25 protein-coding genes and 1 pseudogene are annotated in these 21,284 nt (G+C 71.6%); 7 read left to right on the forward strand and 19 right to left on the reverse strand.

Going from position 1 to position 21,284, the window contains the following annotated elements; all coding sequences use genetic code 11:
• Window positions 1-153: 153 nt before the first annotated feature.
• Window positions 154-921, reverse strand: a complete 768-nt coding sequence (gene map / locus ACIPM1_RS25280; RefSeq protein ID WP_402438428.1) for a type I methionyl aminopeptidase — start codon at window positions 919-921, stop codon at window positions 154-156.
• Window positions 922-983: 62 nt separating this feature from the next.
• On the opposite strand from map, the gene ACIPM1_RS25285 reads away from it, so the two are divergent.
• Entirely contained in the window at window positions 984-1,268 is a 285-nt protein-coding gene (locus tag ACIPM1_RS25285; RefSeq protein WP_402438431.1) for a helix-turn-helix domain-containing protein, read from the forward strand.
• Window positions 1,269-1,370: 102 nt separating this feature from the next.
• On the opposite strand, the gene ACIPM1_RS25290 is transcribed toward ACIPM1_RS25285, so the two are convergent.
• The 4 genes from ACIPM1_RS25290 to ACIPM1_RS25305 form a co-directional block, all read right to left on the reverse strand.
• Complete coding sequence (locus tag ACIPM1_RS25290; RefSeq protein WP_402438434.1) at window positions 1,371-1,763, reverse strand: VOC family protein; 393 nt, start codon at window positions 1,761-1,763, stop codon at window positions 1,371-1,373.
• The gene (locus ACIPM1_RS25295; protein WP_402438437.1) at window positions 1,760-2,062 is read right to left on the reverse strand and encodes an ArsR/SmtB family transcription factor; all 303 of its coding nucleotides are present in this window, start codon (window positions 2,060-2,062) and stop codon (window positions 1,760-1,762) included. The genes ACIPM1_RS25290 and ACIPM1_RS25295 overlap by 4 nt, the downstream gene beginning before the upstream one ends.
• Window positions 2,063-2,175: 113 nt before the next feature.
• Window positions 2,176-3,042 carry an alpha/beta hydrolase family protein gene (locus tag ACIPM1_RS25300; RefSeq protein ID WP_402438439.1) on the reverse strand — a complete coding sequence of 289 codons (867 nt, stop codon included), beginning with the start codon at window positions 3,040-3,042 and terminating at the stop codon, window positions 2,176-2,178.
• A 180-nt stretch (window positions 3,043-3,222) separates the two neighbouring features.
• Window positions 3,223-3,819 carry a hypothetical protein gene (locus ACIPM1_RS25305; RefSeq protein WP_402438442.1) on the reverse strand — a complete coding sequence of 199 codons (597 nt, stop codon included), beginning with the start codon at window positions 3,817-3,819 and terminating at the stop codon, window positions 3,223-3,225.
• A 271-nt stretch (window positions 3,820-4,090) separates the two neighbouring features.
• Between ACIPM1_RS25305 and ACIPM1_RS25310 the strand changes: the two genes are divergently transcribed.
• Window positions 4,091-4,438 (forward strand): DUF1330 domain-containing protein, encoded by a 348-nt coding sequence (locus ACIPM1_RS25310; protein WP_402438703.1) that lies wholly within the window; start codon window positions 4,091-4,093, stop codon window positions 4,436-4,438.
• A gap of 159 nt (window positions 4,439-4,597) precedes the next feature.
• Here ACIPM1_RS25310 and ACIPM1_RS25315 read toward each other — a convergent pair whose 3' ends face one another.
• Entirely contained in the window at window positions 4,598-5,311 is a 714-nt protein-coding gene (locus ACIPM1_RS25315; protein ID WP_402438445.1) for an SDR family NAD(P)-dependent oxidoreductase, read from the reverse strand.
• Between the two features lie 101 nt (window positions 5,312-5,412).
• Here ACIPM1_RS25315 and ACIPM1_RS25320 point away from each other — a divergent pair, with 101 nt between their 5' ends.
• A complete protein-coding gene (locus ACIPM1_RS25320; protein ID WP_402438448.1) occupies window positions 5,413-6,261 on the forward strand; it encodes a helix-turn-helix transcriptional regulator in 849 nt (282 codons plus the stop codon).
• Between the two features lie 178 nt (window positions 6,262-6,439).
• Here the strand turns inward: ACIPM1_RS25320 and ACIPM1_RS25325 are convergent.
• The 3 genes and pseudogenes from ACIPM1_RS25325 to ACIPM1_RS25335 form a co-directional block, all read right to left on the reverse strand.
• Window positions 6,440-7,244 (reverse strand): annotated as a pseudogene (locus ACIPM1_RS25325) (ABC transporter permease).
• Complete coding sequence (locus tag ACIPM1_RS25330; RefSeq protein ID WP_402438451.1) at window positions 7,241-8,203, reverse strand: ATP-binding cassette domain-containing protein; 963 nt, start codon at window positions 8,201-8,203, stop codon at window positions 7,241-7,243. The pseudogene ACIPM1_RS25325 and the gene ACIPM1_RS25330 overlap by 4 nt, the downstream one beginning before the upstream one ends.
• A gap of 37 nt (window positions 8,204-8,240) precedes the next feature.
• Window positions 8,241-8,906, reverse strand: coding sequence for a DUF4097 family beta strand repeat-containing protein (locus tag ACIPM1_RS25335; RefSeq protein ID WP_402438454.1), 666 nt, complete (start codon window positions 8,904-8,906; stop codon window positions 8,241-8,243).
• A gap of 246 nt (window positions 8,907-9,152) precedes the next feature.
• Between ACIPM1_RS25335 and ACIPM1_RS25340 the strand changes: the two genes are divergently transcribed.
• A complete protein-coding gene (locus ACIPM1_RS25340; RefSeq protein ID WP_356183549.1) occupies window positions 9,153-9,905 on the forward strand; it encodes a helix-turn-helix domain-containing protein in 753 nt (250 codons plus the stop codon).
• Window positions 9,906-9,932: 27 nt separating this feature from the next.
• Here the strand turns inward: ACIPM1_RS25340 and ACIPM1_RS25345 are convergent, their stop codons facing one another.
• Together ACIPM1_RS25345 and ACIPM1_RS25350 are read right to left on the reverse strand one after the other, a co-directional pair.
• On the reverse strand, window positions 9,933-10,454 hold the full coding sequence (locus tag ACIPM1_RS25345) for a TspO/MBR family protein (RefSeq protein ID WP_402438457.1): 522 nt from the start codon (window positions 10,452-10,454) through the stop codon (window positions 9,933-9,935).
• Window positions 10,455-10,566: 112 nt separating this feature from the next.
• Window positions 10,567-10,800 (reverse strand): hypothetical protein, encoded by a 234-nt coding sequence (locus tag ACIPM1_RS25350; protein ID WP_402438460.1) that lies wholly within the window; start codon window positions 10,798-10,800, stop codon window positions 10,567-10,569.
• 512 nt (window positions 10,801-11,312) lie between these two features.
• Here ACIPM1_RS25350 and ACIPM1_RS25355 point away from each other — a divergent pair.
• Window positions 11,313-12,443 carry a hypothetical protein gene (locus ACIPM1_RS25355; RefSeq protein ID WP_402438463.1) on the forward strand — a complete coding sequence of 377 codons (1,131 nt, stop codon included), beginning with the start codon at window positions 11,313-11,315 and terminating at the stop codon, window positions 12,441-12,443.
• A gap of 86 nt (window positions 12,444-12,529) precedes the next feature.
• A complete protein-coding gene (locus ACIPM1_RS25360) occupies window positions 12,530-13,039 on the forward strand; it encodes a hypothetical protein (protein WP_402438466.1) in 510 nt (169 codons plus the stop codon).
• Between the two features lie 24 nt (window positions 13,040-13,063).
• Here ACIPM1_RS25360 and ACIPM1_RS25365 read toward each other — a convergent pair whose 3' ends face one another.
• The 5 genes from ACIPM1_RS25365 to ACIPM1_RS25385 all read right to left on the reverse strand — a co-directional run bounded on the left by ACIPM1_RS25365 (window position 13,064) and on the right by ACIPM1_RS25385 (window position 18,428).
• Window positions 13,064-13,561 (reverse strand): DUF3761 domain-containing protein, encoded by a 498-nt coding sequence (locus tag ACIPM1_RS25365; protein WP_402438468.1) that lies wholly within the window; start codon window positions 13,559-13,561, stop codon window positions 13,064-13,066.
• Window positions 13,562-13,825: 264 nt separating this feature from the next.
• Window positions 13,826-14,536, reverse strand: a complete 711-nt coding sequence (locus tag ACIPM1_RS25370; RefSeq protein ID WP_402438471.1) for a hypothetical protein — start codon at window positions 14,534-14,536, stop codon at window positions 13,826-13,828.
• A 58-nt stretch (window positions 14,537-14,594) separates the two neighbouring features.
• Entirely contained in the window at window positions 14,595-16,025 is a 1,431-nt protein-coding gene (locus ACIPM1_RS25375) for a selenium-binding protein SBP56-related protein (RefSeq protein WP_402438474.1), read from the reverse strand.
• A 352-nt stretch (window positions 16,026-16,377) separates the two neighbouring features.
• The gene (locus tag ACIPM1_RS25380) at window positions 16,378-17,250 is read right to left on the reverse strand and encodes an SDR family oxidoreductase (protein ID WP_402438477.1); all 873 of its coding nucleotides are present in this window, start codon (window positions 17,248-17,250) and stop codon (window positions 16,378-16,380) included.
• A 35-nt stretch (window positions 17,251-17,285) separates the two neighbouring features.
• Window positions 17,286-18,428, reverse strand: a complete 1,143-nt coding sequence (locus ACIPM1_RS25385; protein ID WP_402438479.1) for a Vms1/Ankzf1 family peptidyl-tRNA hydrolase — start codon at window positions 18,426-18,428, stop codon at window positions 17,286-17,288.
• A gap of 370 nt (window positions 18,429-18,798) precedes the next feature.
• Here ACIPM1_RS25385 and ACIPM1_RS25390 point away from each other — a divergent pair, with 370 nt between their 5' ends.
• The gene (locus ACIPM1_RS25390; RefSeq protein ID WP_402438481.1) at window positions 18,799-19,665 is read left to right on the forward strand and encodes a Rieske 2Fe-2S domain-containing protein; all 867 of its coding nucleotides are present in this window, start codon (window positions 18,799-18,801) and stop codon (window positions 19,663-19,665) included.
• 97 nt (window positions 19,666-19,762) lie between these two features.
• On the opposite strand, the gene ACIPM1_RS25395 is transcribed toward ACIPM1_RS25390, so the two are convergent.
• The 3 genes from ACIPM1_RS25395 to ACIPM1_RS25405 all read right to left on the reverse strand — a co-directional run bounded on the left by ACIPM1_RS25395 (window position 19,763) and on the right by ACIPM1_RS25405 (window position 20,974).
• Window positions 19,763-20,041 (reverse strand): DUF5133 domain-containing protein, encoded by a 279-nt coding sequence (locus ACIPM1_RS25395; RefSeq protein WP_402438483.1) that lies wholly within the window; start codon window positions 20,039-20,041, stop codon window positions 19,763-19,765.
• Between the two features lie 376 nt (window positions 20,042-20,417).
• Entirely contained in the window at window positions 20,418-20,744 is a 327-nt protein-coding gene (locus ACIPM1_RS25400; protein WP_356183524.1) for a plasmid stabilization protein, read from the reverse strand.
• A gap of 53 nt (window positions 20,745-20,797) precedes the next feature.
• Window positions 20,798-20,974 carry a hypothetical protein gene (locus ACIPM1_RS25405; protein WP_402438485.1) on the reverse strand — a complete coding sequence of 59 codons (177 nt, stop codon included), beginning with the start codon at window positions 20,972-20,974 and terminating at the stop codon, window positions 20,798-20,800.
• Between the last annotated feature and the right edge of the window lie 310 nt (window positions 20,975-21,284).

Consider the following 21,284-nt stretch of genomic DNA (forward strand, 5'->3'; position numbering starts at 1 on the left):
GTACCAAGGCGTTCGGTTGACAGCCGCGGGGACGCGAGGGCCGGGCGCGACGGAATCGGCGGTCTGCCCCCTTCGGCTGCTCGGCCGACAACCATCAAAGAGGGCGAACGTGGGGCCGATGTGTCTGGCTGCCGGGTGCGAGCGGATTCGAGGTCAGGGCAGGGTGAGGATGCGGGGGCCGTCCTCGGTGACGGCGATGGTGTGTTCGATGTGGGCGGCTCGGCTGCCGTCGATCGTGCGCAGGGTCCATCCGTCGGGGTCGGTGCGGTACTCGTTGCGGCCTCCGGCCATGAGCATGGGTTCGATGGCGAGGGCGAGACCGTGGCGCAGGGGGAAGCCGCGGCCGGGTCGCCCGTGGTTGGGGACATGGGGGTCTTCGTGCATCCGGCGGCCGATGCCGTGGCCGCCGAAGTCGGCCGGCATGCCGCAGGCGGCCCTGCGGGCGACCGTGCTGATGGCATGGGCGATGTCGCCGATGCGGTTGCCGACGGTGGCGGCGGCGATGCCGGCGTCCAGGGCCTGCCGGGTGGCCGCGATGAGTTCCAGGTCCGCGGGACGGGGGGTGCCGACGGTGAAGCTGATCGCGGCGTCGCCGGTCCAGCCGTCGAGTTCGGCTCCGCAGTCGATGCTGACGAGGTCGCCGTCGCGCAGGCGGTAGTCGCCGGGGATGCCGTGCACCACGGCGTCGTTCACGGAGGCGCAGATCACGGCGGGGAAGGGGATCGGGGCGAAGGCGGGCCGGTAGCCCAGGAACGGAGAACGCGCTCCCGCCTCGGTGAGGACGGTGCGGGCGGCTTCGTCGAGTTCGCGCAGACGTGCTCCCACGGATGCCGCTGCCCGGGCGGCTGCGAGTGCGTGGGCCACGACACGTCCGGCTTCTCGCATCGCCTCCAGTGCCGTGTCGGTCTTGATCTCCACCATGTGTCGGGACTCCCTGCCCTGCGACGCTGCCCAATACTTATACCGGTATTAGTATCACGGACATGGTGAGAGTTCCTTTGAGTCCGCAGGAGCGGCAGCGCGGAGAGCGCTTCGGGATCCTGCTCCGTCAGGCCCGCGGGGACCGCAGCATGGTCGACGTGGCGGCAGCCGCCGGGGTGTCCGCCGAGACACTCCGCAAGATCGAAACGGGCCGGGCCCCGACCCCGGCCTTCTTCACCGTGGCGGCCCTGGCCCAGGCGCTGCACCTGTCCCTCGACGACCTCGCCGCCGCCTGCGCGGAGGACGCCGAGGGCGGCGAGGGCGGCGAGCAGGCCATGTCGGCGTGAGCGTCGGGTCCGGGCCCGCGCCAGGCGGCTGAGAGCCGGATGTTCCCGAGCAGGGCGCGGACCCGTCGCCACAGCGGCCGGACCGCGCCCGCCGGCAGCGGCCTACCGCGGCGTGGTCGCGATCTGGATCAGGTTGCCGCAGGTGTCCTCGAAGACCGCGGTGGTGACGGGTCCCATCTCCACGGGTTCCTGGGTGAAGCGGACGCCGAGGCCGGTCAGGCGCTCGTACTCCGCCTTCACGTCGTCGACCGCGAACTGGGCGAGCGGGATGCCGTCCTGCACGAGCGCGTCACGGTAGGGCTTGACGGCCGGGTGGCCGGCGGGTTCCAGGAGGAGTTCGGTGCCGTCGGGCTCGTCGGGTGAGACCACGGTCAGCCATCGAGCCTCCTCGCCCAACGGGACGTCGTGCTTCTTCACGAAGCCGAGGATCTCGGTGTAGAAGTGCTCGGCCTTGGCCTGGTCGTCGACGAAGACGCTGGTCAGGTGGATCTTCATGGGCTGCTCTCCTCCGGTCCGGACGGGTCGGGCACGGGCCACCGCTCGGTGATCTGCCGCAGCGGGGCTGTGTTCAGGTCGTGGAACTTGTAGCGGCCCTCCCGCCTGCTCTCGACGAGCCCTGCGGCCTCCAGGATGGCGAGGTGCTGGGAGACCGCCTGGCGCGACATGCCGAGCTGGTGCTTCATGCTCAGTCGGGAGCAGATCTCGAACAGCGTCTGGCCGGATTTCTCCGTGAGCTCGTCGAGGATGGTACGGCGGGTGGGGTCGGCCAAGGCTTTGAAGAGGTCGTCGGCCACCACCACAGAATAGGCAACCAATCACTTGCCTATCAAGGAAGGGCGCGCCGGGTCCCGAGTCCACCCTCCAGGGCGCAGGTCAGGCGTTCCTGACCCCGAGGCAGCCGAGGGGTTCAGTCGAGGTGGTGCCGGAAGAAGGTGGCCGCCTCCCTGCCCACCCGGACACGGACAGCGGAGTTCGCGGGTTCCGGCGCGAAGAAGTCCTCGTGGCGGACGTCGGCCCCGGCCGAGCAGCCGGTCGCTCCGGGGATGTGTTCCAGGTACGGCCGGGTGTCGACGTCGTAGGGGTTGACCGAGTCCGCTCCGCCCCAGCGGATGTCCACGGGTACCTGGACGGCTGCCAGGCTCTCCGGGGTCACGAGAGCACCCACTCCGGGGGCCACCTGGAAGACCGCCCGCACCCGGGGATCCGAGAGGTCCGCCCCGGCGGTGTCCAGCGCACGCCGTGACGACTCGTCCAGCGCGTACTTCTTCCGCAGAACCTCCAGCGCGCCGGGGAATTCGGGGATCTCGGGTAACGGGACAGCCCCCGTCATCACCGCCCGGACGATCCGCGGATCGACACGAGCACCGGCGAGGGCCACCGCCGTGTAGCCGCCCAGGGAGAACCCCGCCGCGCCGACAGGGCCGAGGGGCCGCTCACGAGCGAGCGCGTCGAGGACGAAGGAGACGTCTCGGGGCCGCTCCCACACGTGCAGGAAGCCCTCCGGCTCGTAGCCGTCGACGAAGTTGTTGCCGTGGTGGTCCAGGGCCACGACGCGGAAACCCGCCTCGCGCAGCGGTCCTGCCAACCACCCCATGCCGCTGCCGGAACCCCCGGTGCCGTGCGAGACGACGATCAGCGGGGCGGAGAGAGCGAGCGGTGGGTCCGGCTCCCACAGGTAGAGCCGGATGGGGCGTGGGCGAGCCGGATCCCGGAGGTCACCGCGGGACTCGTCGTGCACCACGCGTATCAGCGGCTGTGGCCCGCAGATCGTCATGGCGCCATCGTAGGGAGGCGATGCCCGCGCGTACGGCGGTTCTGGTCCCCCGCCCGGCAGCCGGCGACCGGTCGGTTGCTCCGCGGTGAGCAGTCGGAGAAGAACTCTTTCGACGCCGTCCGCCGACGAGGTCGCCGAGGCAGAGGGGGCCCGTCCGTCGGCTGGAGGCCGATCAGGGCCTCAGCCGAACGGGGAGGCGCTTCCCGGTCTGCATCCACGGGGGACGCTGTTTCCGCTGATGTCGAAATCCCCGCAGGTCAGGAAAACGTGGTTCAGTCTGCCGAGCGTGAAGGCGAGTACTCCGACAGCCAAGATCGCACCGACGACTCTTCTCTGCTGACTCGCGGAGAGCTCGGATCCCCCGAACAGCAGGATCTGGAGGAGCAGCCAGGTCAACAGCGGTGCGCCGATGATGCTGAGGATCCCTCCGGCCAGGAACAGCACCTCTCGCGACAGCCCGCCGTCGCGGGGCACGACGGCCGCGAGGGCGAGCCAGCCGCTGGGCATCGCCAGACAGGCCAGGTACACCCATCCGTGCCGCGGCAGGCGTTCACGGAGCAGCAGGGCGCTGATCAGCACACCGGTCGACACCGCCCAGAGGGTGAGCACCTGGTAGTAGAAGACGACGTGGTAGGCGCCGAGCGTGAAGGCCGGCTCCCAGACCGTGAGCGCTCCGCCGCCCGCGACGACGGCCGCCGTTGCTTCCCAGCGTTCGCTGTCCGGCCCGCGCCGACTACTCGCGGACGCTCGATCCGGGGGGCGGTGCTCCTCATCCATGACGGTCCGTATCCGATGTGGCGGGATGTTACGGACATCGTAGGATCAAGTGCTCCGGGGCCTGGGGCTGATGGCCCGTATGTTCCCCCGTTTTGCAGTCGATGGGCGTATGCGCGCACTGTGCCGCCGGGCCAGGAGCCGAAACGGCCACGCAGGCTCTTGGCTCGTACTCGCCCTCTGGGGCGGGCGCTTACCTGTCAGGTCATCGACCGCGGCACGGCCGCCTGCCATGATCGCAGGCATACGCAGCCCCGTCGGCCGAGAGGACACCATGCCCGCCTACGCCATCGCGCATCTGCAGGAGGCCGCTCCGCACCCGGAGATCGCCGAGTACATCGAGCGCATCCCCGCCACCTTCGAGCCGTACGGCGGCCGTTTCCTCGTGCACGCCACACCGCACGAGGTCAAGGAAGGCAGTTGGCCCGGGCACGTCGTGGTGATCTCCTTCCCCGGTATCGCCGAGGCACGGGCCTGGTGGGACTCCCCCGCCTACCAGGCGATCGCACCGCTGCGCTCACGGCACATCGACGGCGACATCATCCTGGTCCCGGGGGTCCCCGACGACTACGACCCGGTCGCCACCGCGAAGGCGATGCGGGAAGCGCTGCCTGCCGAATAGGGGTCGCGCTCTGCCCTGTGTGATCAGGGCCCCGGAAACATCCTGGACAGCGCCTCTGTCCGGCACGAACCGCGTGCCTTCAGGAAGCCGGGCATCGCCTTGCGGTGACGCCACGTCAAGTGCCACGTCACAGTGGCATCACACCGACGGTTCCGCCGCTCACCAAGGCAGCGGCCCCGTCACGTCGAAGTACCCGCCACTGGGGCCGTCCGGGCCCGGCTCTGCCATGCGGACGATGATCTCGGCGCCCTCCTCGACCGTCTGGATCCCGGTATTGCCGTTGAGGTCCGTCTTGGTGAAGCCGGGTTCCACCGCGTTGACGCGCATGGCCGGGAACGCCTTCGCGTACTGCATGGTGATCATGTTGACCGCGGTCTTCGAGGCCGGGTAGGCGACGCCTGGGTAGGCGGCGGCCGGGTGGTCCGGGTCGGCCATGTGCGCGAGCGAGGCCAGGCCGCTGCTGACGTTGACCACGACCGGCGACGCGGATCGCCGCAGCAGCGGCAGGAACGCGTGGGTGACGCGTACCGTGCCGAAGACGTTGGTCTCGAACACCTCCCGCATCATGGCGGCGGTGACGTCCGCCGCGCCGATCACCTCGTTGTTCGGGCCGCGCCCTTCGATGCCGGCGTTGTTGATCAGTACATCGAGGCCGCCGTCGGCCTCGATCACCTTCACCGCGGCCGCGACGGAGGCGTCGTCGGTGACGTCGAGCTGCACGGCCCGCGCGCTCCCGCCGAGTCGTTCGGCCGCCTGGCGGCCCCGGTCCGCGTCCCTGCTGCCGATGTAGACGGTGTGACCCGCGGCGATCAGGCGGCGGGCGGTCTCGTAGCCGAGACCCTTGTTCGCTCCGGTGATGAGTGTGTTCGTCATGCCTTCACGATCCGTCCCGCACACCCGGACAGCCAGGCGTCCCGTCTTCCTGGGACCAGCGGTACCAGGCTGACAGGCGGGGGGCGGGACACACTGGTCGCATGGCAACAGCGGAGTTCGGCAAGGCGGTGCGCCGCTGGCGAGACCGGGTCCCTCCCGAGGCGGCAGGTCTGCCAGCGGGCGGGCAGCGGCGTGCGGCCGGGCTGCGCCGCGAGGAGCTGGCCCTGCTGGCCGGGATCTCCGTCGACTACGTCACCCGGCTCGAGCAGGGCCGCGCCACCAGCCCCTCGAGCCAGGTCGTCGAGGCGCTGGCCCGGGCGCTGCGGCTGTCGCGGGAGGAGCGTGCGCACCTGTTCCGGCTGGCCGGGCTCGCGCCGCCGGGCCCGGAGACGGTGCCGGCGTACATCACCCCGAGCGTCCAGCGGCTGCTGGACCGGCTGACGGAGACGCCCGTCGCCGTCTTCGACGCCTCCTGGACCCTGCTCGTGGCCAACGCTCCCTACGCGGCCCTGATGGGCGATCCGTCCGGTCGGCGCGGCAACGAACGCAACGGTGTGTGGCGCCATTTCCTCGGCCCGGGAAGCGGGGCCCGGCGCACGCCGCAGGCACAGCGCGATCACGAGGCCGCGCTCGTCGCAGACCTGCGCGCGGCCGCCGAACGCTACCCCGCCGACCAGCGGTTGCAACGGCTGATCGCCGAACTGCGTGCGGGCAGCGATCGGTTCGCCGAGCTCTGGGACACGAGCGCTGCCGGCCGCCACGAGGCCTCGCCGAAGACCATCGACCATCCCCGGGTCGGGGCCGTGACGCTGGACTGCGACATCCTCACCGTGTCGGGCAGCGACCTGCGGATCATGGTCTACACGGCCGAGCCGGGCACGGATGACGCCGAGCGTCTCGCCCTCCTCACCGTTCTCGGGACCCAGAACCTGGGCAGCCCCACCGCCTGACACACCCCGCCCGGGCAGCCGCACTCGTAGCAGGGCGAGGGTGACCAGGCCCGAGGGTGGCGTGGCCTCCGTGCGCGCCCCCTTGCACACGGACGGGGCGGCGTGCGCCGACGGAGTGCCGGTGTACGCCGCCCCGGGTGGGACGGGTTGCGGGAGCGGGCCCGCGTGGTCATGGGCGCTACTTCGGGTCGTGGTCGAACTTCGAGGTCGACCAGAGGTGGCCGAGCACCGCGAGGCCCAGGCACCAGGCGACGGCGATCCATCCGTTGTCGCCGATCCCGGTGCCGAGCAGCAGGCCGCGCAGGGTCTCGATGGCGGGGGTGAAGGGCTGGTACTGGGCGATGGGCTGGAACCAGCCGGGCATGGAGTGCAGCGGGACGAAGGCGCTGGAGAGCAGTGGCAGCAGGATCAACGGCATGGCGTTGTTGCTGGCGGCCTCGGCGTTCGGGCTGACCAGCCCCATGCCGACCGCGATCCAGGTGAGCGCCAGGGCGAACAGGACGATCAGTCCGGACGCCGCGAGCCATTCCAGGACGGTGGCGTCGGTGGAGCGGAAGCCGATGGCCACGCCGACGGCGCCGACGAGGACCACGCTCATGACCGACTGTCAGGACGCTGCCGATGACGTGCCCGATGAGGATGGAGCTGCGGTGGATGGCCATGGTGCGGAAGCGGGCGATGATGCCCTCGCTCATGTCGGTGGAGACGGACACCGCGGTGCCGATCACGGTGGAGCCGATGGTCATCAGCAGGATGCCGGGCACGATGTAGGCGATGTAGGCCGATCGTCCCGCGCCGCCGCTCATCGCGTCGCCGAAGATGTAGACGAACAGCAGTAGCAGCATGACCGGGGTGAGCAGCAGGTTCAGGGTCAGGGACGGGTAGCGCCGGGCGTGCAGGAGATTGCGGCGCAGCATCGTGGACGAGTCGCGTACGGCGAGGGACACCCGGGACGGGCGGGTGGCGGCGAGAGGGGTGCTCATCGCAGGCTCTCCTTGGGCTGGTGGGGGACGCCGCCGCCACCGGTGAGGGCGAAGAAGACGTCGTCGAGGTCGGGGGTGTGCACGGTCAGCCCGTCGGCCTCCACGCCGGCCGAGTCCAGCCGGTCGAGGAGGGAGCGCAGGTCGCGCTGGCTGCCGTCGCCGGGAATCCGCAGCGCGAGGGATTCGTCGTCCCGCGAGGCCTCCCGCAGGGCGGAGGCGGCGCTCCGGTACGCGGCCGGGTCGGTGAAGCGAAGCCGGACGTGCCCGCCGGGGATGAGGCGCTTGAGCTCGTCGGCGGTGCCCTGGGCGGCGATCCGGCCGTCGTGGAGGACGGCGATGCGGTCGGCGAGTTCGTCGGCCTCCTCCAGGTACTGGGTGGTGAGGAAGACGGTGACGCCGTCGGCGACGAGCTCGCGGATGATCTGCCACATGGTGTGACGGGAGCGCGGGTCGAGGCCGGTGGTCGGCTCGTCGAGGAAGATGATCCGCGGGTCTCCGACCAGGGTCATGGCGATGTCGAGGCGGCGCTTCATGCCGCCGGAGTAGGTGGAGGCGGGCTTCTTCGCGGCCTCGGTGAGGTCGAAGCGCTCCAGCAGCTCGGCGGTGACCCGCCGCCCCTCGCGCTGGGAGAGGTGGTGCAGGTCCGCCATGAGGAGCATGTTCTCCTCGCCGGTGATCAGGCCGTCGACGGCGGAGAACTGTCCGGTGACGCCGATCGAGGCGCGCACGGCCTGCGGGTCGGCGGCGAGGTCGTGGCCGCCGACGCGGATCCGGCCACTGGCAGGGTCGGGGGAGACGAGGGTGGAGAGGATCTTGACGGCGGTGGTCTTGCCGGCGCCGTTGGGGCCGAGCAGGGCGAAGACGGTTCCTTCCGGGACGGCCAGGTCGACGCCGTCGAGGACGGTGTGGTCGCCGTAGGACTTGCGCAGCCCGTGCGCCGCGATGGCCAGGTCGGTCATGAGGATGCTTCTCCTTGTGTACGCGGGGGCCGCGGGTTCACAGGCTGCGCGCGGTGATGTCGCCGTGGGAGGTGGTGGCGCGGATGTCGAGTTCGGCCGTGCCGTCGTTCTTGAGGGCGTTGCTGACACGGCCGTGGGCGGTGCCGGCGTCCAGGGATGCGGAGACCCCGTGGGCGGCGGCGACCGAGATGTCGCCGGACTGGGTGCTGAGCGCGACCGTGCCGCGCACGGCCTCGCCGATCCGGATGTCGCCCCGTGCGGTGCTGATCTCCGCGGGGCCGCCCAGCCGGCCGACCTCGACGTCGCCGTCGACCGCGGTGAGGCGGACGCCGGCGGCCTCGTCGATCTTGATCTGACGGTACGCACCGTCGACGGCGACGTCGCCGAGGCGGCCGACGCCGCGCAGTTCGGAGGCCGAGGCCTTGACCTCGACGCGGGAGCCGGCGGGCAGTTGGACGGTGACCTCCACGGCTCCGGAAGAACCGAAGAGGTGGTTCTCGGGCTCGGGGGTCTGGATCCGCAGGACGCCCTCGGCGTAGGCGACGGTGGTCTGTTCCGCGGTCTGGACGTCACGGCTCTTGGACGGGTTGGCGGGCAGGACTTCGACGGCGGTGTCGGCGCGGTCGGCGGCGATCAACTGGACGCGTCCGGCGGGGATGTCCAGGACGGCGGCGATCGGGGCGGGGGTCTCGAACTTCTGCATCGTGCTCTCCTTCATCCACAGGGCGCGCCCCCATCGGGCCCACCCCTTTCCGACGACGGAAAAGCTACGTTGCATTCATAGATATGGCAACGAGTTCATTGCACATCAAAGACATCAGTGCAGTTCAAGTGCATTAAATCGTTGCAACATCCTGACGCCTAACGCAACGACCTCGATCCCGCACGTTGCAATGAACTGCGGGTGAACGCTATGCTGGAGCTACCACGGACCACGAAGGAGAGCGCGATGCCGGGAGGCAGACTCACCCAGCAGGAACGCCAGCAGATCGCGCTGGGACTGGCCGACGGACTCGCCTACGCGGAGATCGCCAGACGCCTCGACCGCCCGACCTCGACCATCACGCGTGAGGTCATGCGCAACGGCGGGCCCACCGCCTACCGAGCCGACCTCGCCCACCGCGCCACCGAACACCGCGCCCACCGGCGCAGACAGGCCGCGCCCCGAGGGCCTCAGGCGCCCCCGCAGGCCCCCGGACGCGACGCCGAGGCCGTACGCGCGTACGAGGAGACACTCACCACGGTCATCATGGCTTCGGGCACGCCCACGATGATGGCCCGTGTGCTGGCCTGCCTCCTCGTCAGCGACTCGGGCAGCCTCACCGCGTCCGAACTCGTCCAGCGCCTCCAGGTGAGTCCGGCGTCCGTCTCCAAGGCGATCGCGTTCCTCGAGAGCCAGGGACTCGTCCGCCGGGAGCGCGACGACCGCCGCCGCGAACGCTACGTCGTCGACGACGACATCATGTACCAGTCCATGTTGGCCAGCGCCCGCGGCACCGCCCACGTCGCCGAGACCGCACGACAGGGCACCACCGTCCTCGGCCCCCACACCCCCGCCGCCACCCGCCTCGAGAACATCGCCCGCTTCCTCGACTTCGTTTCCGAGAGCATCACCCGCGCCGCGGAACAGGCCCGCGACGTCCTCTACAGGAAACCCGAAACGGCGCCGGACGGCGCCGCCGAGCCGGGTCCGGACCGCTGACGGACAGCCGCCTTCACGGCCTGCCCCTCAGCGGGACAGGCCGTGGCCGGGACCGCGATTGCGCCGGGCCAGCGAGCCGTTCAGAGCCGTGGCGAACAGACACCAGGCGGTGTACGGGGCCAGTGCCGCGGCGGCCGGACGGTCGGTGCGGGCCATCTGCCGCATGAGCTGAGCGTTGCTCAGATCCAGCGCGACGGTGCCGAGCAGGCCCGCCCCCGGGCTGCGGCGGCCGAAGAAGAGATGGTTCCAGGCGGCGTTCAGCCCCAGATTGACCGCCAGGCCGGCCGCCAGCGCCGTTCGTTCGCGGCCGCGGGCCCGGCTCAGCGCCCGCCCGGCGGACCAGGCGATCGTCGCGTACAGCGGCGTCCACACGACGCCGAACGCCCAGGACGGGGGCTGCCACGCCGGCTTGTCCAACGCCCGGTACCAGCCGCTGTCGGCGTCGACCGCCCGAGCCCCCGCCACGGCGGTCGCCGCGACGGCGGCAGCCGCTCCCACCGTCCACCCACCGCGCCTGCCGGGCCGCTCATACTCACTGGTCGTCTTCACGGGAACACCTATACCCGCACCTGTCCCGATACGCTCCTTCCCTCCCCCAGGGAGCCCCGTCACGGCTCCGGGCGCCTCCGCCGCGGCTCCGCGGACAGGCCGCGCATCCCGATCACGGTCCGGAACCGGCGGACACGCGTGGATCGGTCGTGTCGAAGTAGACCGTGTCCGTGCCCGGATCGAGAAAAAACGCACCCGGGTACCTCCCGCCCGTCATGTCACGGTCGAAGGCATCGCTGCGCACCCACCTGGCGCCGGCGGGCACGAACCCGACCAGTTCCTCGGGAACCCGGCTCGGCGTCCCCGGCTGAAAACTCCGGTGCGGTGCGGCCGTGAGGGCGGCCACGGCACCCGCTCGCAGCCGGGCCGTTCCCACGACCCGGACGTCAGTGGGCCCCGGAACGGACCCCCTCGAATCCGTGCCCAGCGCGGTGCCGAGCCAGTGCGCGCGGGAGAGCGGGCCGAGCGCGGGGAACCGACGCTCCAACGGCTTCACCTCCGTGCGGACCTCGCCGCCACCGTCCGCGCCTTTCGTCGTCGACGTGCATGCCGCGAGCACCACCGCCACACCGAGCGAGAGCACCCCTCGCCGTCCGAGACCCGCCATTCCGCCCCCCAAGCACTCCTCGAACCCCCACACCTGAGCCAGACCATAACGCTCCACCCGCGCCCCCCTGCGCTCCGGCGCCGAGGACGCGTCGCCGGAGTGCAAGACCGGCTTCCGGATAGGTGGGAGGTGTGTGAACTACGCACCCATACAAGCCAGTTGAGCAAGAAGCGATTGACCTGTGGGTGGTCGGGTGGTCGGCTTGCGGGGTTCGCGTCCAACCCCGACTGAGGAGAGGAAGCAACACCGCCATGCGCAAAGGATCATTACGGGGGCGGGTCCTGCCGGCCGCGATCGGCGCGGCCCTGCTGATACCCGTCAGCTTCGTCGGCCAGGCGCACGCCGACAGCCACCAGCCCGTCACGGGCAAGCAGTCCGGAACGCGGATCGTGCTCGGCACACCGGATACGCCGAAAACCGTCGAAGCACCGGGGGCCAAGGCCGTCGACTGCGCCGAGGGCACGTCCGTCCACGACCGCACATCGTCCTGCTCCCACTACCGCATCCCGGTGCAGTTCCTGGTCGACGGCCAGCCCGCCGGGTCCGCCGTCCTGCACAGCAAGGCGACCGCGCAGCTCGACACCCGCGACCGCTACCAGTGGAAGCAGCGGGTCGAGCTGAAGCTCACCGATCCGACCACACCATCGGCCGCCGAGGTGTCCGCCACGGTCAAGTACCAGACTGGACACGCCACCGCGTCGACGGCACCCACCCGCATCCTGATCCCGTACGTCACCCAGACGTTCGACTTCACCCTGTCGTCGCCGGGCCGCGACCTGGTCAACGAGAACATCGTGCCCTACGGCGATTTCTCCGCACCGGGCTTCGACGACGGCAGCGCGTTCCTGGGCGACACCTTCCGCCCGCGCTGCGACAGCACCCCGCGCGTCACCCCCGTCGTCTCCGGCGGCTGTGTCTACCCCGACGTCCCGGGCCTGTGGCAGATCGACGTCACCGACTGGCGTGTGGACAGCGTGGGCTGGCACGTGCTGTGGGCGCAGAAGAACCTGGCCCATCCGTGGGGTGTCAAGGGCACCCGGTATCCGCTGCACCGCACGTTCGACCAGTCGCTGATAGCGGACAACCGGCGGACCGCCTGCGGTCCTGACGTGCCCCGCCCGCCAAGGCCGGGACTGGCCTGCGACGAGTACCCTTTCGCCCAGTCCCACGAGGGCGCCAGTCGCAACTCCGACTACTCCTGCGAGTTCCTGAACGGCCGTGACAACAGCCGTGAGGGCAGCTACCGCAAGGCATCGCTGAACGGGCAACGCGTTCTGGAGAACGACCCGTTCTACGTCCAGGTGACCAACGTCCCGGCGACGCTGACCCCGCAGAAGCTGGACCGGCTGCGCGGCCCCGTCGGCTGCGGCGTCGAATCCTGAACCACGCCCGGTCCGTGACACCGGCGTGCCCGGCCTCCCATCATGGAGGCCGGGCACGCACCCGTGTGACGAGAGGAAGCAACCGCATGACCGGCCTCGTACGCGAGACGTCCAGCCGGGTCCACATCGACGCCGCCACCGTGGACCTCCTGGGCGCCGACCTGTGCACCGACTACCAGCCCGAAAAATGGGTCGGCGGACTGGTCGCCGCCGACCCCTCCGGGGAGGCGGTTCGCATCGTCTGCGGGCAGGAGGTCGCCGTCATCGACGTCACCGCCCAGCTGTGGGAAGGGCCTCCCCCGCTCACCGGTCCGGAGGCCTGGCAGGACATCGCCGAAGTGTCCGTCGGCTGGCGTTCCCCGACGCTGGACTTCGGCACGACCGGGGACGGGGAGGACCTGACGCAGCAGCTGGTGCTGCCCGGCCCCGGCGGCTACCGGATTCGGGTGTCCGCCCGCAACCGGGACGACGGCGATCCGCGTGAGGACGGCGACCCGCTCGAGGCCCTGCTGATCCAGGTCTGGCGGGCGCCCGCGGAGGCGGACCGGGTGATCAAGCGGTCCAGCCGCACCGGGCGGTTGTGGACCGAGCCATGACCGCCGACTTCTGACACGGCGGGCCTACCGGTAGAAGACGGCCACGCCTCCGTGGTGCGAGCAGGCGCCCTGGTGGTGGGCCGCGTAGGAGTAGGTGCCGTCGTTGCACCGCGCGGTGGCGCCGCTCGCGGCGCCGCCGGACCCTCCGGAGGAGCTGGAGCCGCCGCTGCCGGTGCTGAGGCCGGTGCTCCCCGAGGACCCGCCGCTGCTTCCCGAGCCGGCGGCCGCGGCCCTCGCGGTGACGGTGACCTTCACCTTGACCGTCTTCGTGGCCGTCACCGTCGGCGCGGGCCTGGGTGTCGCGGTCGCCGTCGCCGTCGCCGTGGATGTCGCGGTGACCGTCGCGGTCGGCTGGACCTTGTCGGCCACCGCTTTCGCGTGGGTCCCGTTCCCCTGGTCGCCGGCGCCCGCGCCGATCCCGAGGAAGAAGGCGAGTCCCATCGCCGGCAGGACGTAACGCTTCCGCGCCCATCTGGGAGCGGGCCGGGGCGACTGCGGCGGCATCGTGTACGGGTTGCTCATGTGTCCCCCCAGGGCATGGTGGCAGCGCGGACCGGGGCGTCGGCCGGCAAAGGGTCCGCCCCGATCGCGGCAGCCATGCTCGTGCCGCGGGTCCGTCACGAAGTGTGCGTACTACATTCACATAGTTCACCGCGTCTTCACAACAGGGAGTGCTGTCACCGCCGTTGGAAGGACCAGGACGAGCCCAGGCCCGACTCGCACCATCGCGCGGCATCGGTCGGCCGGCCGGGCAGGAATGGCGGATGGCCAGGACGGCCGCGAGAGTCACGGCCGTGGCTGCCGGGGCCGCCACGCGGGGCCGCGGTCCACGGGCCGTAGCCGGTGGGCGAGTCGGAGCGCCACCCACGCCGCCTGCGCGAGGACGCCCCCGGCGCAGGCGAGCAGCAGCGGCATGAGGGCGTCCGGAATGGACAGCGCGCCCGTCACGAGGGCTCCCGCGACCGGGCTCAGGCAGGCCAGTCCGATCCAGGGAGCGACGCGCCGCCCCGGTCGCACCGCCAGCAGAGCGGCCAGCGCCAGCCCCTCACCCGCCGCGTGCACCAGGAGTGCCGTCACCACCGCGGCCGAAGCGGTCAGCGCAAGGGTCGCCCCCTCCAGAAAGCGGTGCGCGGCGAGCGCCGACACCGCACCGATGCCGCCCGCGCGACCCGGTGCGCACGGGCAGCCGGCCCGGACGACGGCACCCATCGCCCCGTACGCGAGGAGCGCGGTGAGAGGCACCGCCCACTGCGGCACGCCCGCCTCTTGTGCCTCCTCCCACGCGTCGGGCAGAAGATCGAAAACCGCGGTGACCAGCAAGATCCCCGACGCGGCGGCCGGCAGCAGCGCCGAGCGGCCGGATCCGCGCCGCGCCAGCCAGGCGCCCACCGCCGTGGCCGCGGCCACCAGGGCCACGGCCACCAGCGTCTGGGTGGAGGGCGCCTGCCACCCGGCCCCGGGAGTGTGCGTTCCTGCTGCGGGGAGCACGGAGAGCATGTCCCCTCCCTGCGAGGGTGGCGGACCGGTGTGCGGTCACCCGGGCGAGCCGGCTGCGTCAGCGGCGGTAGCAGTACGAGTCCGAGGAGGCGTCGCCGCCCTGCAGGCGCGTCTGGTGCACGCGCAGGCCGAGGAAGTCCGGACCGTGCGGGAAGAAGCGACTGTCGACCTGGAGGCCGCCGTGCGTGGTGTCGGCGTCGAGTTTGACCATCCACGGGTCGATGCCCGCGGGATAGAACTGCGCGTCCCAGGCGGCGTACAAGGAGTTCGTCAGGTAGACGCGCCGGCCGTCGCGGCTGAGCTCGACCATCTGCGCTCCGCCGGTCAGCGGGACGTCCGGCTCGGCGGGGTGCGGCTGCCGGCTGACGATGCCGCCGAGGCGCACGGAGGCGGTCTGCCGGGGATGGAACGGGTCGCTCACGTCGTACTGGAGCAGGTCCCCGGTCCCCCACGCGGACACGTACAGCCACTGGTCGTCCACCGTCAGATCGATGTCGGTGATCAAGGGAGGCACGGCGCCGAACGGCTGCAGCGCCGGGGGCAGGTCCTCGGCCCGCGCGGGCTCGGCGGGGACGGTGATCACCTTGCGGACGACGAAGTCCTCGCCCTCCCGGTTCCACAGCCACACCGAGGCCGACAGGTCCTCGACACTGACCACGGTGTTCGTGAAGCCCCACGTCGCCTCGGGGTCGTGCGCGGGGCGCAGTTCCAGCACCATCTGGTTCTCGTCCCCCAGATCTACGCGCTGCAGGTGCCGGCCGGAGTCCAGCTCCCAGAAGTGCAGTGCGTGGCCGTACTGGCGCCCCAGCAGCAGCTCGGGGACCAGTCCGTCCTCGATCATCGAGGGCGTCCCCCACTCGCTGGTGACGGCGATGTTCTGCCGCAGATGCCACCAGACGTCGTAGGCCAGCCGCTGCGGCCCGTGGTCGCTCTCCCAGGGCCGCAGGACCTCGAAGCTCTCGTGGTCCAGCAGGGCCACGCCGCCCGGGCCGTCCGCGCCGTCCGCGCCGCCCAGACAGGACAGGAACATCCCGTCCGGGCCGCAGTGGAGTGTGTGCGGGCGCGAGTACCCGGCCTTGGCGGCCAGCTCCTCCGCCTCGATCACCTTGATCAGGTGGGGGCGGGCGGGATCGGGGCCGGTGTCGAAGACGTGCAGCCGGGAGGAGCGCAGTCCGGGGACGATGAGGTAGCGCCGGGCGGCGTGATGGTGGCCGGCGTGGGCCAGCGCGCTCGAGCAGGCGTTCCAGCCGAAGTGGTGCAGTTCGTTGCCCAGGTCGGGCAGGTCCGCGTGGGAGATCACACGGCCGTACGTAGGGGATTCGGGGTCCGTGCCGACGGTGAACAGCGCGTCCGGGCGCTGTGCCGTCGGGTCGAAACCGACGACATAGGCGAGGCTCTCCGCGGGCGCGGCAACGGCGTCCGCCGGAGTGCGGTACAGGGTGGGGTCAGTGGGTTCGTCGCGGTCGAGAGCGCGCTCGGTGGTCGTCATGGCCGGTCCTCACTCCCGAACGGGAGCCTGGAGTCCGAGGGACTCCCCAGCAGGCAGCCGGGCTCACTCGTTCGAGATCGGTGTGCAGACGGGAGACAGACATGCCATGGAGCGAGCCTTTCACAGCCCTGGAGCGCTGCCAAGGCGAGGGCGCGGCGGTGCGGGCGGCTGCCGCGCGGAGCGCACGGAGTCGGAGCGGCACGAAGTCCGGACCCGGGCCGGCGGCGACGGCGCGGCCCCCGACACACGCCGCGCCGCCGCGTCCCGGGGCCGCGGTGCCGCCGCGCCGCCGTGCCGCCGTGCCTGACGGTGCGCGGCGGTGCGCGGCGGGCTGCCCCGGCCGGGCGGGCGGTCAGGGCAGCGGGGTGCCGCCGGTGGCGTTCAGGATCTCCGCGGTGATGAAACTGGCCCGCTCCGAGGCGAGGAAGACGTAGGCGGGTGCCATTTCGGCGGGCTGGGCGGGCCGGGCCAAGGGGGCCTGCTTGCCGAACTCCCGGGTGTCCGGGAGCGTCGCCGGGATCAGCGGAGTCCACACGGGCCCGGGAGCCACCGCGTTGACCCGGACCCCGTCGGACGCCACCATCTGGGCCAGCCCCTGGGTGAAGGTGACGATCGCGCCCTTGGTGGTGGCGTAGTCGAGGAGATGAGGACTCGGCTTGTAGGCCTGCACGGACGTGGTGTTGATGATCGATCCGCCGGCCGGGATGTGCGGAAGGGCCTCCTTGCACAGCCAGAACATGCCGTAGAGGTTGGTCCGGAGGACCCGGTCGAACTGTTCCGTGGTGATCGCCAGGATGCCGTCGGGCTGCGACATCTGGTAGGCGGCGTTGTTGACGAGGACGTCGATCCGCCCGAACTCGGCGACGGCGCGTTCGATCAGCCGTTTGCACTGTTCCTCGTCGCGGATGTCGCAGGGGACGGCGACCGCCTTGCGGCCGGCTTCCTCGACGAGCCGCGCGGTCGCCCGGGCGTCCTCGCCCTCCTCCGGAAGGTGCGTGAACAGGACGTCGGCGCCCTCGCGGGCGAAGGCGAGGCACACGGCGCGGCCGATGCCCGAGTCGCCACCGGTCACCACCGCCTTGCGGTCGTCGAGCAGCCCGCTGCCCCGGTACGTCTCCTCACCGTGGTCGGGCGGAGGGTCCATGGGGCCGGTCCAGCCGGGATGCTCCTGCTCCTGGCCCGGGAAGTCCGGCTGGGGATGCTTGTGTGTCGGATGCTCGCTCATGGGACTTCTCCCGTTGTGGGGGTGCGTGCTGTTCGTCAGACCGCGCTCGGCTCGTAGGTCCACCGCAGCAGGGCCCCGAGGCCCCCTGCCGGAAGGTGGTGGTCGTCCGCCTCGTCGGAGGCGACGACCATGACCTCGGCCCCGGTGGTGGCGGCGGACCTCAGGAGCGCGTCGTCCGCGCGTGCGGGCCAGGGATCGCTCTCGCCCAGGGTCCTGGCGTTGGTACGGCGCACGGCCAACTGGTCCGGCCGGCCCCCGATCCAGGTCTCACTCGCCAGAGCCGGACCGTCGGGTCGGATCAGCAGAGTGTCGATGCGGTGCTCCCGGGCGGCTTCGATAAGGGCCGGCACGCCTTCCACGGCACCCGCGGGCGACTGGCCGCCGCTCCGGCCGGTGCGGAAGCGGTCGAGCGCCTCCTGGGCACGCCGGTGCACGTGCCGCTGCCGGGCCTCGGCGATGGCCTCCTCCAGCGCGGCGGAGGACGAGCCAGGGGCGCGACCGCCGTGGGCGGTCTCGACCGCGGCACCGCGGACCGGCTCGGGGAGCTTTTCGTGCACGGCGCGTCGTTCCCGCGCGTCGCCCACCAGCACCACCAGATCGGCGCCGGTCTCCTCGTAGGCGGAGGCGAGTGCTTCCGCGACGGCACCGGCGTTGTGCTGCCAGGTGTTCTCGACCTTGAGCTGGAAGTGCCGCTCGCTCAACTGGTCGGACGCCGTGCGGTGCACGGGATGCCGCCGCCCGGCGACCTGGCCGGCGTGGTGGGACACGGCCTCGGAGCGCAGCTCGAAGTCGGCACCGGTGCGGTCGATGTACGCCACGAGGCACAGCGGGTCCCGGCCGGACAGTTCCAGCAGCGGTGTCAGACGCGGCAAGGGGGCCCAGACGGAGATCGGCCGTTCCGGCGGCCGCGCGAGGGCGTGGCTCAGCACCACCTCGCCGTCCGTGGCGAAGTAGACGCGGCCCGCGGGGTCTTCGGCGGGAGAGGCCGCCAGCAGTGCCTCCCGCACCGCCCGCACGGTCGCGGCGTCGGCGCCCTCTTCTTCCAGCGTCCGGCAGGCTTCCCCGACGGACAGCTCATGCCGCTTGGCACCTGCCTCGTCCTCGTGCGCCGCGTGGAAGTACACGGTTGCCCAGGGGCCGTCGCGATCAAAAAGCTGCCGCAGAAACGACAGACGCATGTTTCCTCCTTCGGTGAGTCCGGGCGGTCTTCGGCGAGTCCGGCGGAAGCGCCCTTCGCGGGCGACGACGCGGCCCGCGCGGCGTACAGGGAGCGGCTCCCGCCGGCCACGATCGGCGCTCCGGCGGATTTCCGCGGGCCGTTCGGACGCGGCAGGTCGGCCGCCTCCGCAGGTCCGGGCGGCCGACCTCATGACCGTGCTCTCCGATGTATGACCGTGGTCTCCGAGTGCCCTCGGGAGGCACTCCAAACGGTCTGTGATCCAGCAGCCGCAGCGAGCGTCCGTCTCGGGCGCGGCCTCCCGGAGTTTCCCGGGGGACGGGCAGGGCTACTCGTCTCCTGCTCGGCGCGAGACGACTCGGGAGGACCGGATGAAGCAGCCAGGTTCCGAAGCTGTCCTGAAGGCGGTCGATCGCCTGGAGCAGTGGAGTGGGGCCGACCGTGTGATCGACGCCCTGCGCAAGGCGGTGCGGTCGGTGCCGCTGGGCGCGGGGCGCGACGCGTTGCACGGGCGATGGCTCGGGCACCCCGTGCATCCGCTGCTGGTGCAGGTGCCCGTGGGTACGTGGTTGTCCGCGGGCGTGCTCGATCTGCTGCCGGGGGCGCGCCGGGGATCACGTGTACTCATCGGGGTCGGGCTCGCCGCCGCGCTTCCCGCCGCGGTGTCGGGCTGGGTCGACTGGGCCGAGCTTCACAGCCGGCAGCAGCGCGTCGGCTTGGTCCATGCCCTGGCCAACAACGCGGCCGTCTCCCTGTTCACCGCATCCCTCGTCACCCGCCTTCGTGGCCGGGAGGGTGCGGGCAAGGCCCTCGGCTTCGCCGGCCTCACGGCCGTGGGGCTCGGCGGCGCACTCGGCGGTCACCTGGCCTACCGGCAGGCGGCGGGCGCCAACCATGCCGAATACGTGCCCCAGGCGGTGGCGTCCGGATGGCACCGGCTCGCGGATCTGGCCGACATTCCGGTCGGGAAGCCGATACGCCGCCAGGTGGGCGACGTTCCCGTGGTGATCGTGCGCGAGGACGAGGACCAGGTGCACGTCCTGGCCGACCGGTGCAGTCACCTGGGCGGCCCCCTTTCGGAGGGAGACCTCACCGACGGCTGCATACGCTGCCCCTGGCACGGCAGCGTCTTCCGGCTCACGGACGGGTGGAACGTGCAGGGCCCCGCGACCGCGCCGCAGCCCGCCTTCGAGGTGCGGATCGAACAGGGCGTGGTCGAGGTCCGGTTGGAGGCCTGAACACGTCCCACGCGAGGCCCGGCGCGGATCGGCGGCGACGGCTGCCGATCCGCGCCCCTCCGCGCCCGAACGGACTGCGCCACGGACTGAGAGGGGATCAGGCGACGGGTGGGGCGCAGCGGGTCGCCGACCGTTCCGCGACGAGCCCGTCCTGTGCCGACGGGGCCGCCGAATCCGCCGCTGTGCGGTCGAGGTAGGCGCGGGCGGCCTTCAGAGCGTCGGTGACCTCGCGGGTGCCGGTGGACACGCACAAGGTGTAGGCGAGGTCCCGCAGGCGGGTGCTCGGGGCGCCGGGTCCGGTGAGGCTCTCCCGGACGGAGAGCGCCTCGTATTCCTTGACCAGCCGGCGCAGGGTGGTGGGCAGGGGCATCAGCATCGGGTGGTCTCCTCGGGTCGGACGGCGCCGGGACCTACGGCGCTACGGGCCGAAGGGCCCTGTCACGGATCACCGCAACGGAGAGAGCCCGGATCACTGGAGGGAGCCGGCACCCGGGGGTTCCCGCTGGGCGCGCGCCTCCAGTCCGAAGCACGAACTCCCGACTGCCCCTGGGCCGTAGGCCGCAAACACCAGGCCGATGGATTCGGCGACCAGCGCCGGATCCCTGGAGCGCCGGATCCCTGGGAAGCAATGAGCCTTGCGCCGCCTTCGGGCCCGCTCCGGCGGAAGGCATCGTGCCCGGGTCGCCGGCCGACCCGGCACCGAGCCACCCGGGCAGCCACCGCTCGGGCGGAACCTCGTCGTGATCGGCCTGTCAGCGGCCGAGCGCTTCCTTGAGCTGCTGCTTCGACATGGACGAACGACCCTGCACGTTCTTCTTCCGGGCCTCGGCATACAGCTGATCGCGCGTAGGTCCCTGTGCGCCCGAATGCGAACGCTCACCGCCTCGCTGGGAGGCGGACTTCTTGTCGCCCGTGGAGACGCTGCTCTTCTGCCGCGCTTCCCCGGAACGTGCCCGCTCCTTGTTCACCGTCCGCGCCGCGATCTCCTCGGCCCGCTTCGGCGACTCACCGCGGCTCCGAGCACTTTCCTTGACGTGCTCGTACTGACGTTCCCTCTTCTTGCTCGATCCCGCCGGCATGGCACAGCCTCCTCGTGAGAAACGAAAACCGCTCCGACTCCTTCATCCTCGTATCAGCCGCCCTCGGATTCCTGCTGGGCTCCGGTGTTGGGCGTGATCGCGTCCGCGGCCTCGCCCTCGTGCCCGCGCTCCCCTGGCTTCCTGACGGCGTCGCGTTCCTCGGCGTCCGAGATCTCGCGGAACACCTCGCCGAGCGCGGTCTCGCCCTTGCGGTCCCCTTCGCCTGGCACGTCGTCTCCTCTCTCGAAAGCCCGAAGGCGTGTGGCGGCTTCGCGTGGCGGTCCGCCTCGTACAGGGGTACCCATCGACGTCTCCTCACGCGTGCTTCGTGGCTTCGCGGACTCCGAGCCCCGTCGTGAGCGGGCCGGGCGGTCATCGCGGCGGTGTCCGGGCAGGTCGCGCCGGCGCCGCGTGCCCGCCACTCGGCGCCGGACTGTCGGTCGGCGAGGCGTGGCGGACGCGGCATCCGCCGCATCACCGGTAGCGTCGCCGGTGAACGCACCTGTCCGTCGTGCCGGCTTCCGTCGTCCTGGTGGGCGG

The sequence above is a fragment of the Streptomyces sp. NPDC086766 genome (assembly GCF_044746005.1).
Taxonomy (GTDB): Bacteria; Actinomycetota; Actinomycetes; order Streptomycetales; family Streptomycetaceae; genus Streptomyces.

Bases quoted from the DNA above. Each gene is read 5' to 3' on its own strand.
- ACIPM1_RS25290 (WP_402438434.1), bottom strand. From the start codon at position 1,763: ATGAAGATCCACCTGACCAGCGTCTTCGTCGACGACCAGGCCAAGGCC.
- ACIPM1_RS25335 (WP_402438454.1), bottom strand. From the start codon at position 8,906: ATGCAGAAGTTCGAGACCCCCGCCCCGATCGCCGCCGTCCTGGACATC.
- map (WP_402438428.1), bottom strand. From the start codon at position 921: ATGGTGGAGATCAAGACCGACACGGCACTGGAGGCGATGCGAGAAGCC.
- ACIPM1_RS25400 (WP_356183524.1), bottom strand. From the start codon at position 20,744: ATGCCGGCGGGATCGAGCAAGAAGAGGGAACGTCAGTACGAGCACGTC.
- ACIPM1_RS25300 (WP_402438439.1), bottom strand. From the start codon at position 3,042: ATGACGATCTGCGGGCCACAGCCGCTGATACGCGTGGTGCACGACGAG.
- ACIPM1_RS25320 (WP_402438448.1), top strand. From the start codon at position 5,413: ATGGCAACAGCGGAGTTCGGCAAGGCGGTGCGCCGCTGGCGAGACCGG.
- ACIPM1_RS25385 (WP_402438479.1), bottom strand. From the start codon at position 18,428: ATGCGTCTGTCGTTTCTGCGGCAGCTTTTTGATCGCGACGGCCCCTGG.
- ACIPM1_RS25340 (WP_356183549.1), top strand. From the start codon at position 9,153: ATGCCGGGAGGCAGACTCACCCAGCAGGAACGCCAGCAGATCGCGCTG.
- ACIPM1_RS25370 (WP_402438471.1), bottom strand. From the start codon at position 14,536: ATGCTCTCCGTGCTCCCCGCAGCAGGAACGCACACTCCCGGGGCCGGG.
- ACIPM1_RS25395 (WP_402438483.1), bottom strand. From the start codon at position 20,041: ATGCTGATGCCCCTGCCCACCACCCTGCGCCGGCTGGTCAAGGAATAC.
- ACIPM1_RS25365 (WP_402438468.1), bottom strand. From the start codon at position 13,561: ATGAGCAACCCGTACACGATGCCGCCGCAGTCGCCCCGGCCCGCTCCC.
- ACIPM1_RS25375 (WP_402438474.1), bottom strand. From the start codon at position 16,025: ATGACGACCACCGAGCGCGCTCTCGACCGCGACGAACCCACTGACCCC.
- ACIPM1_RS25360 (WP_402438466.1), top strand. From the start codon at position 12,530: ATGACCGGCCTCGTACGCGAGACGTCCAGCCGGGTCCACATCGACGCC.
- ACIPM1_RS25305 (WP_402438442.1), bottom strand. From the start codon at position 3,819: ATGGATGAGGAGCACCGCCCCCCGGATCGAGCGTCCGCGAGTAGTCGG.
- ACIPM1_RS25380 (WP_402438477.1), bottom strand. From the start codon at position 17,250: ATGAGCGAGCATCCGACACACAAGCATCCCCAGCCGGACTTCCCGGGC.
- ACIPM1_RS25310 (WP_402438703.1), top strand. From the start codon at position 4,091: ATGCCCGCCTACGCCATCGCGCATCTGCAGGAGGCCGCTCCGCACCCG.
- ACIPM1_RS25355 (WP_402438463.1), top strand. From the start codon at position 11,313: ATGCGCAAAGGATCATTACGGGGGCGGGTCCTGCCGGCCGCGATCGGC.
- ACIPM1_RS25390 (WP_402438481.1), top strand. From the start codon at position 18,799: ATGAAGCAGCCAGGTTCCGAAGCTGTCCTGAAGGCGGTCGATCGCCTG.
- ACIPM1_RS25330 (WP_402438451.1), bottom strand. From the start codon at position 8,203: ATGACCGACCTGGCCATCGCGGCGCACGGGCTGCGCAAGTCCTACGGC.
- ACIPM1_RS25315 (WP_402438445.1), bottom strand. From the start codon at position 5,311: ATGACGAACACACTCATCACCGGAGCGAACAAGGGTCTCGGCTACGAG.
- ACIPM1_RS25285 (WP_402438431.1), top strand. From the start codon at position 984: ATGGTGAGAGTTCCTTTGAGTCCGCAGGAGCGGCAGCGCGGAGAGCGC.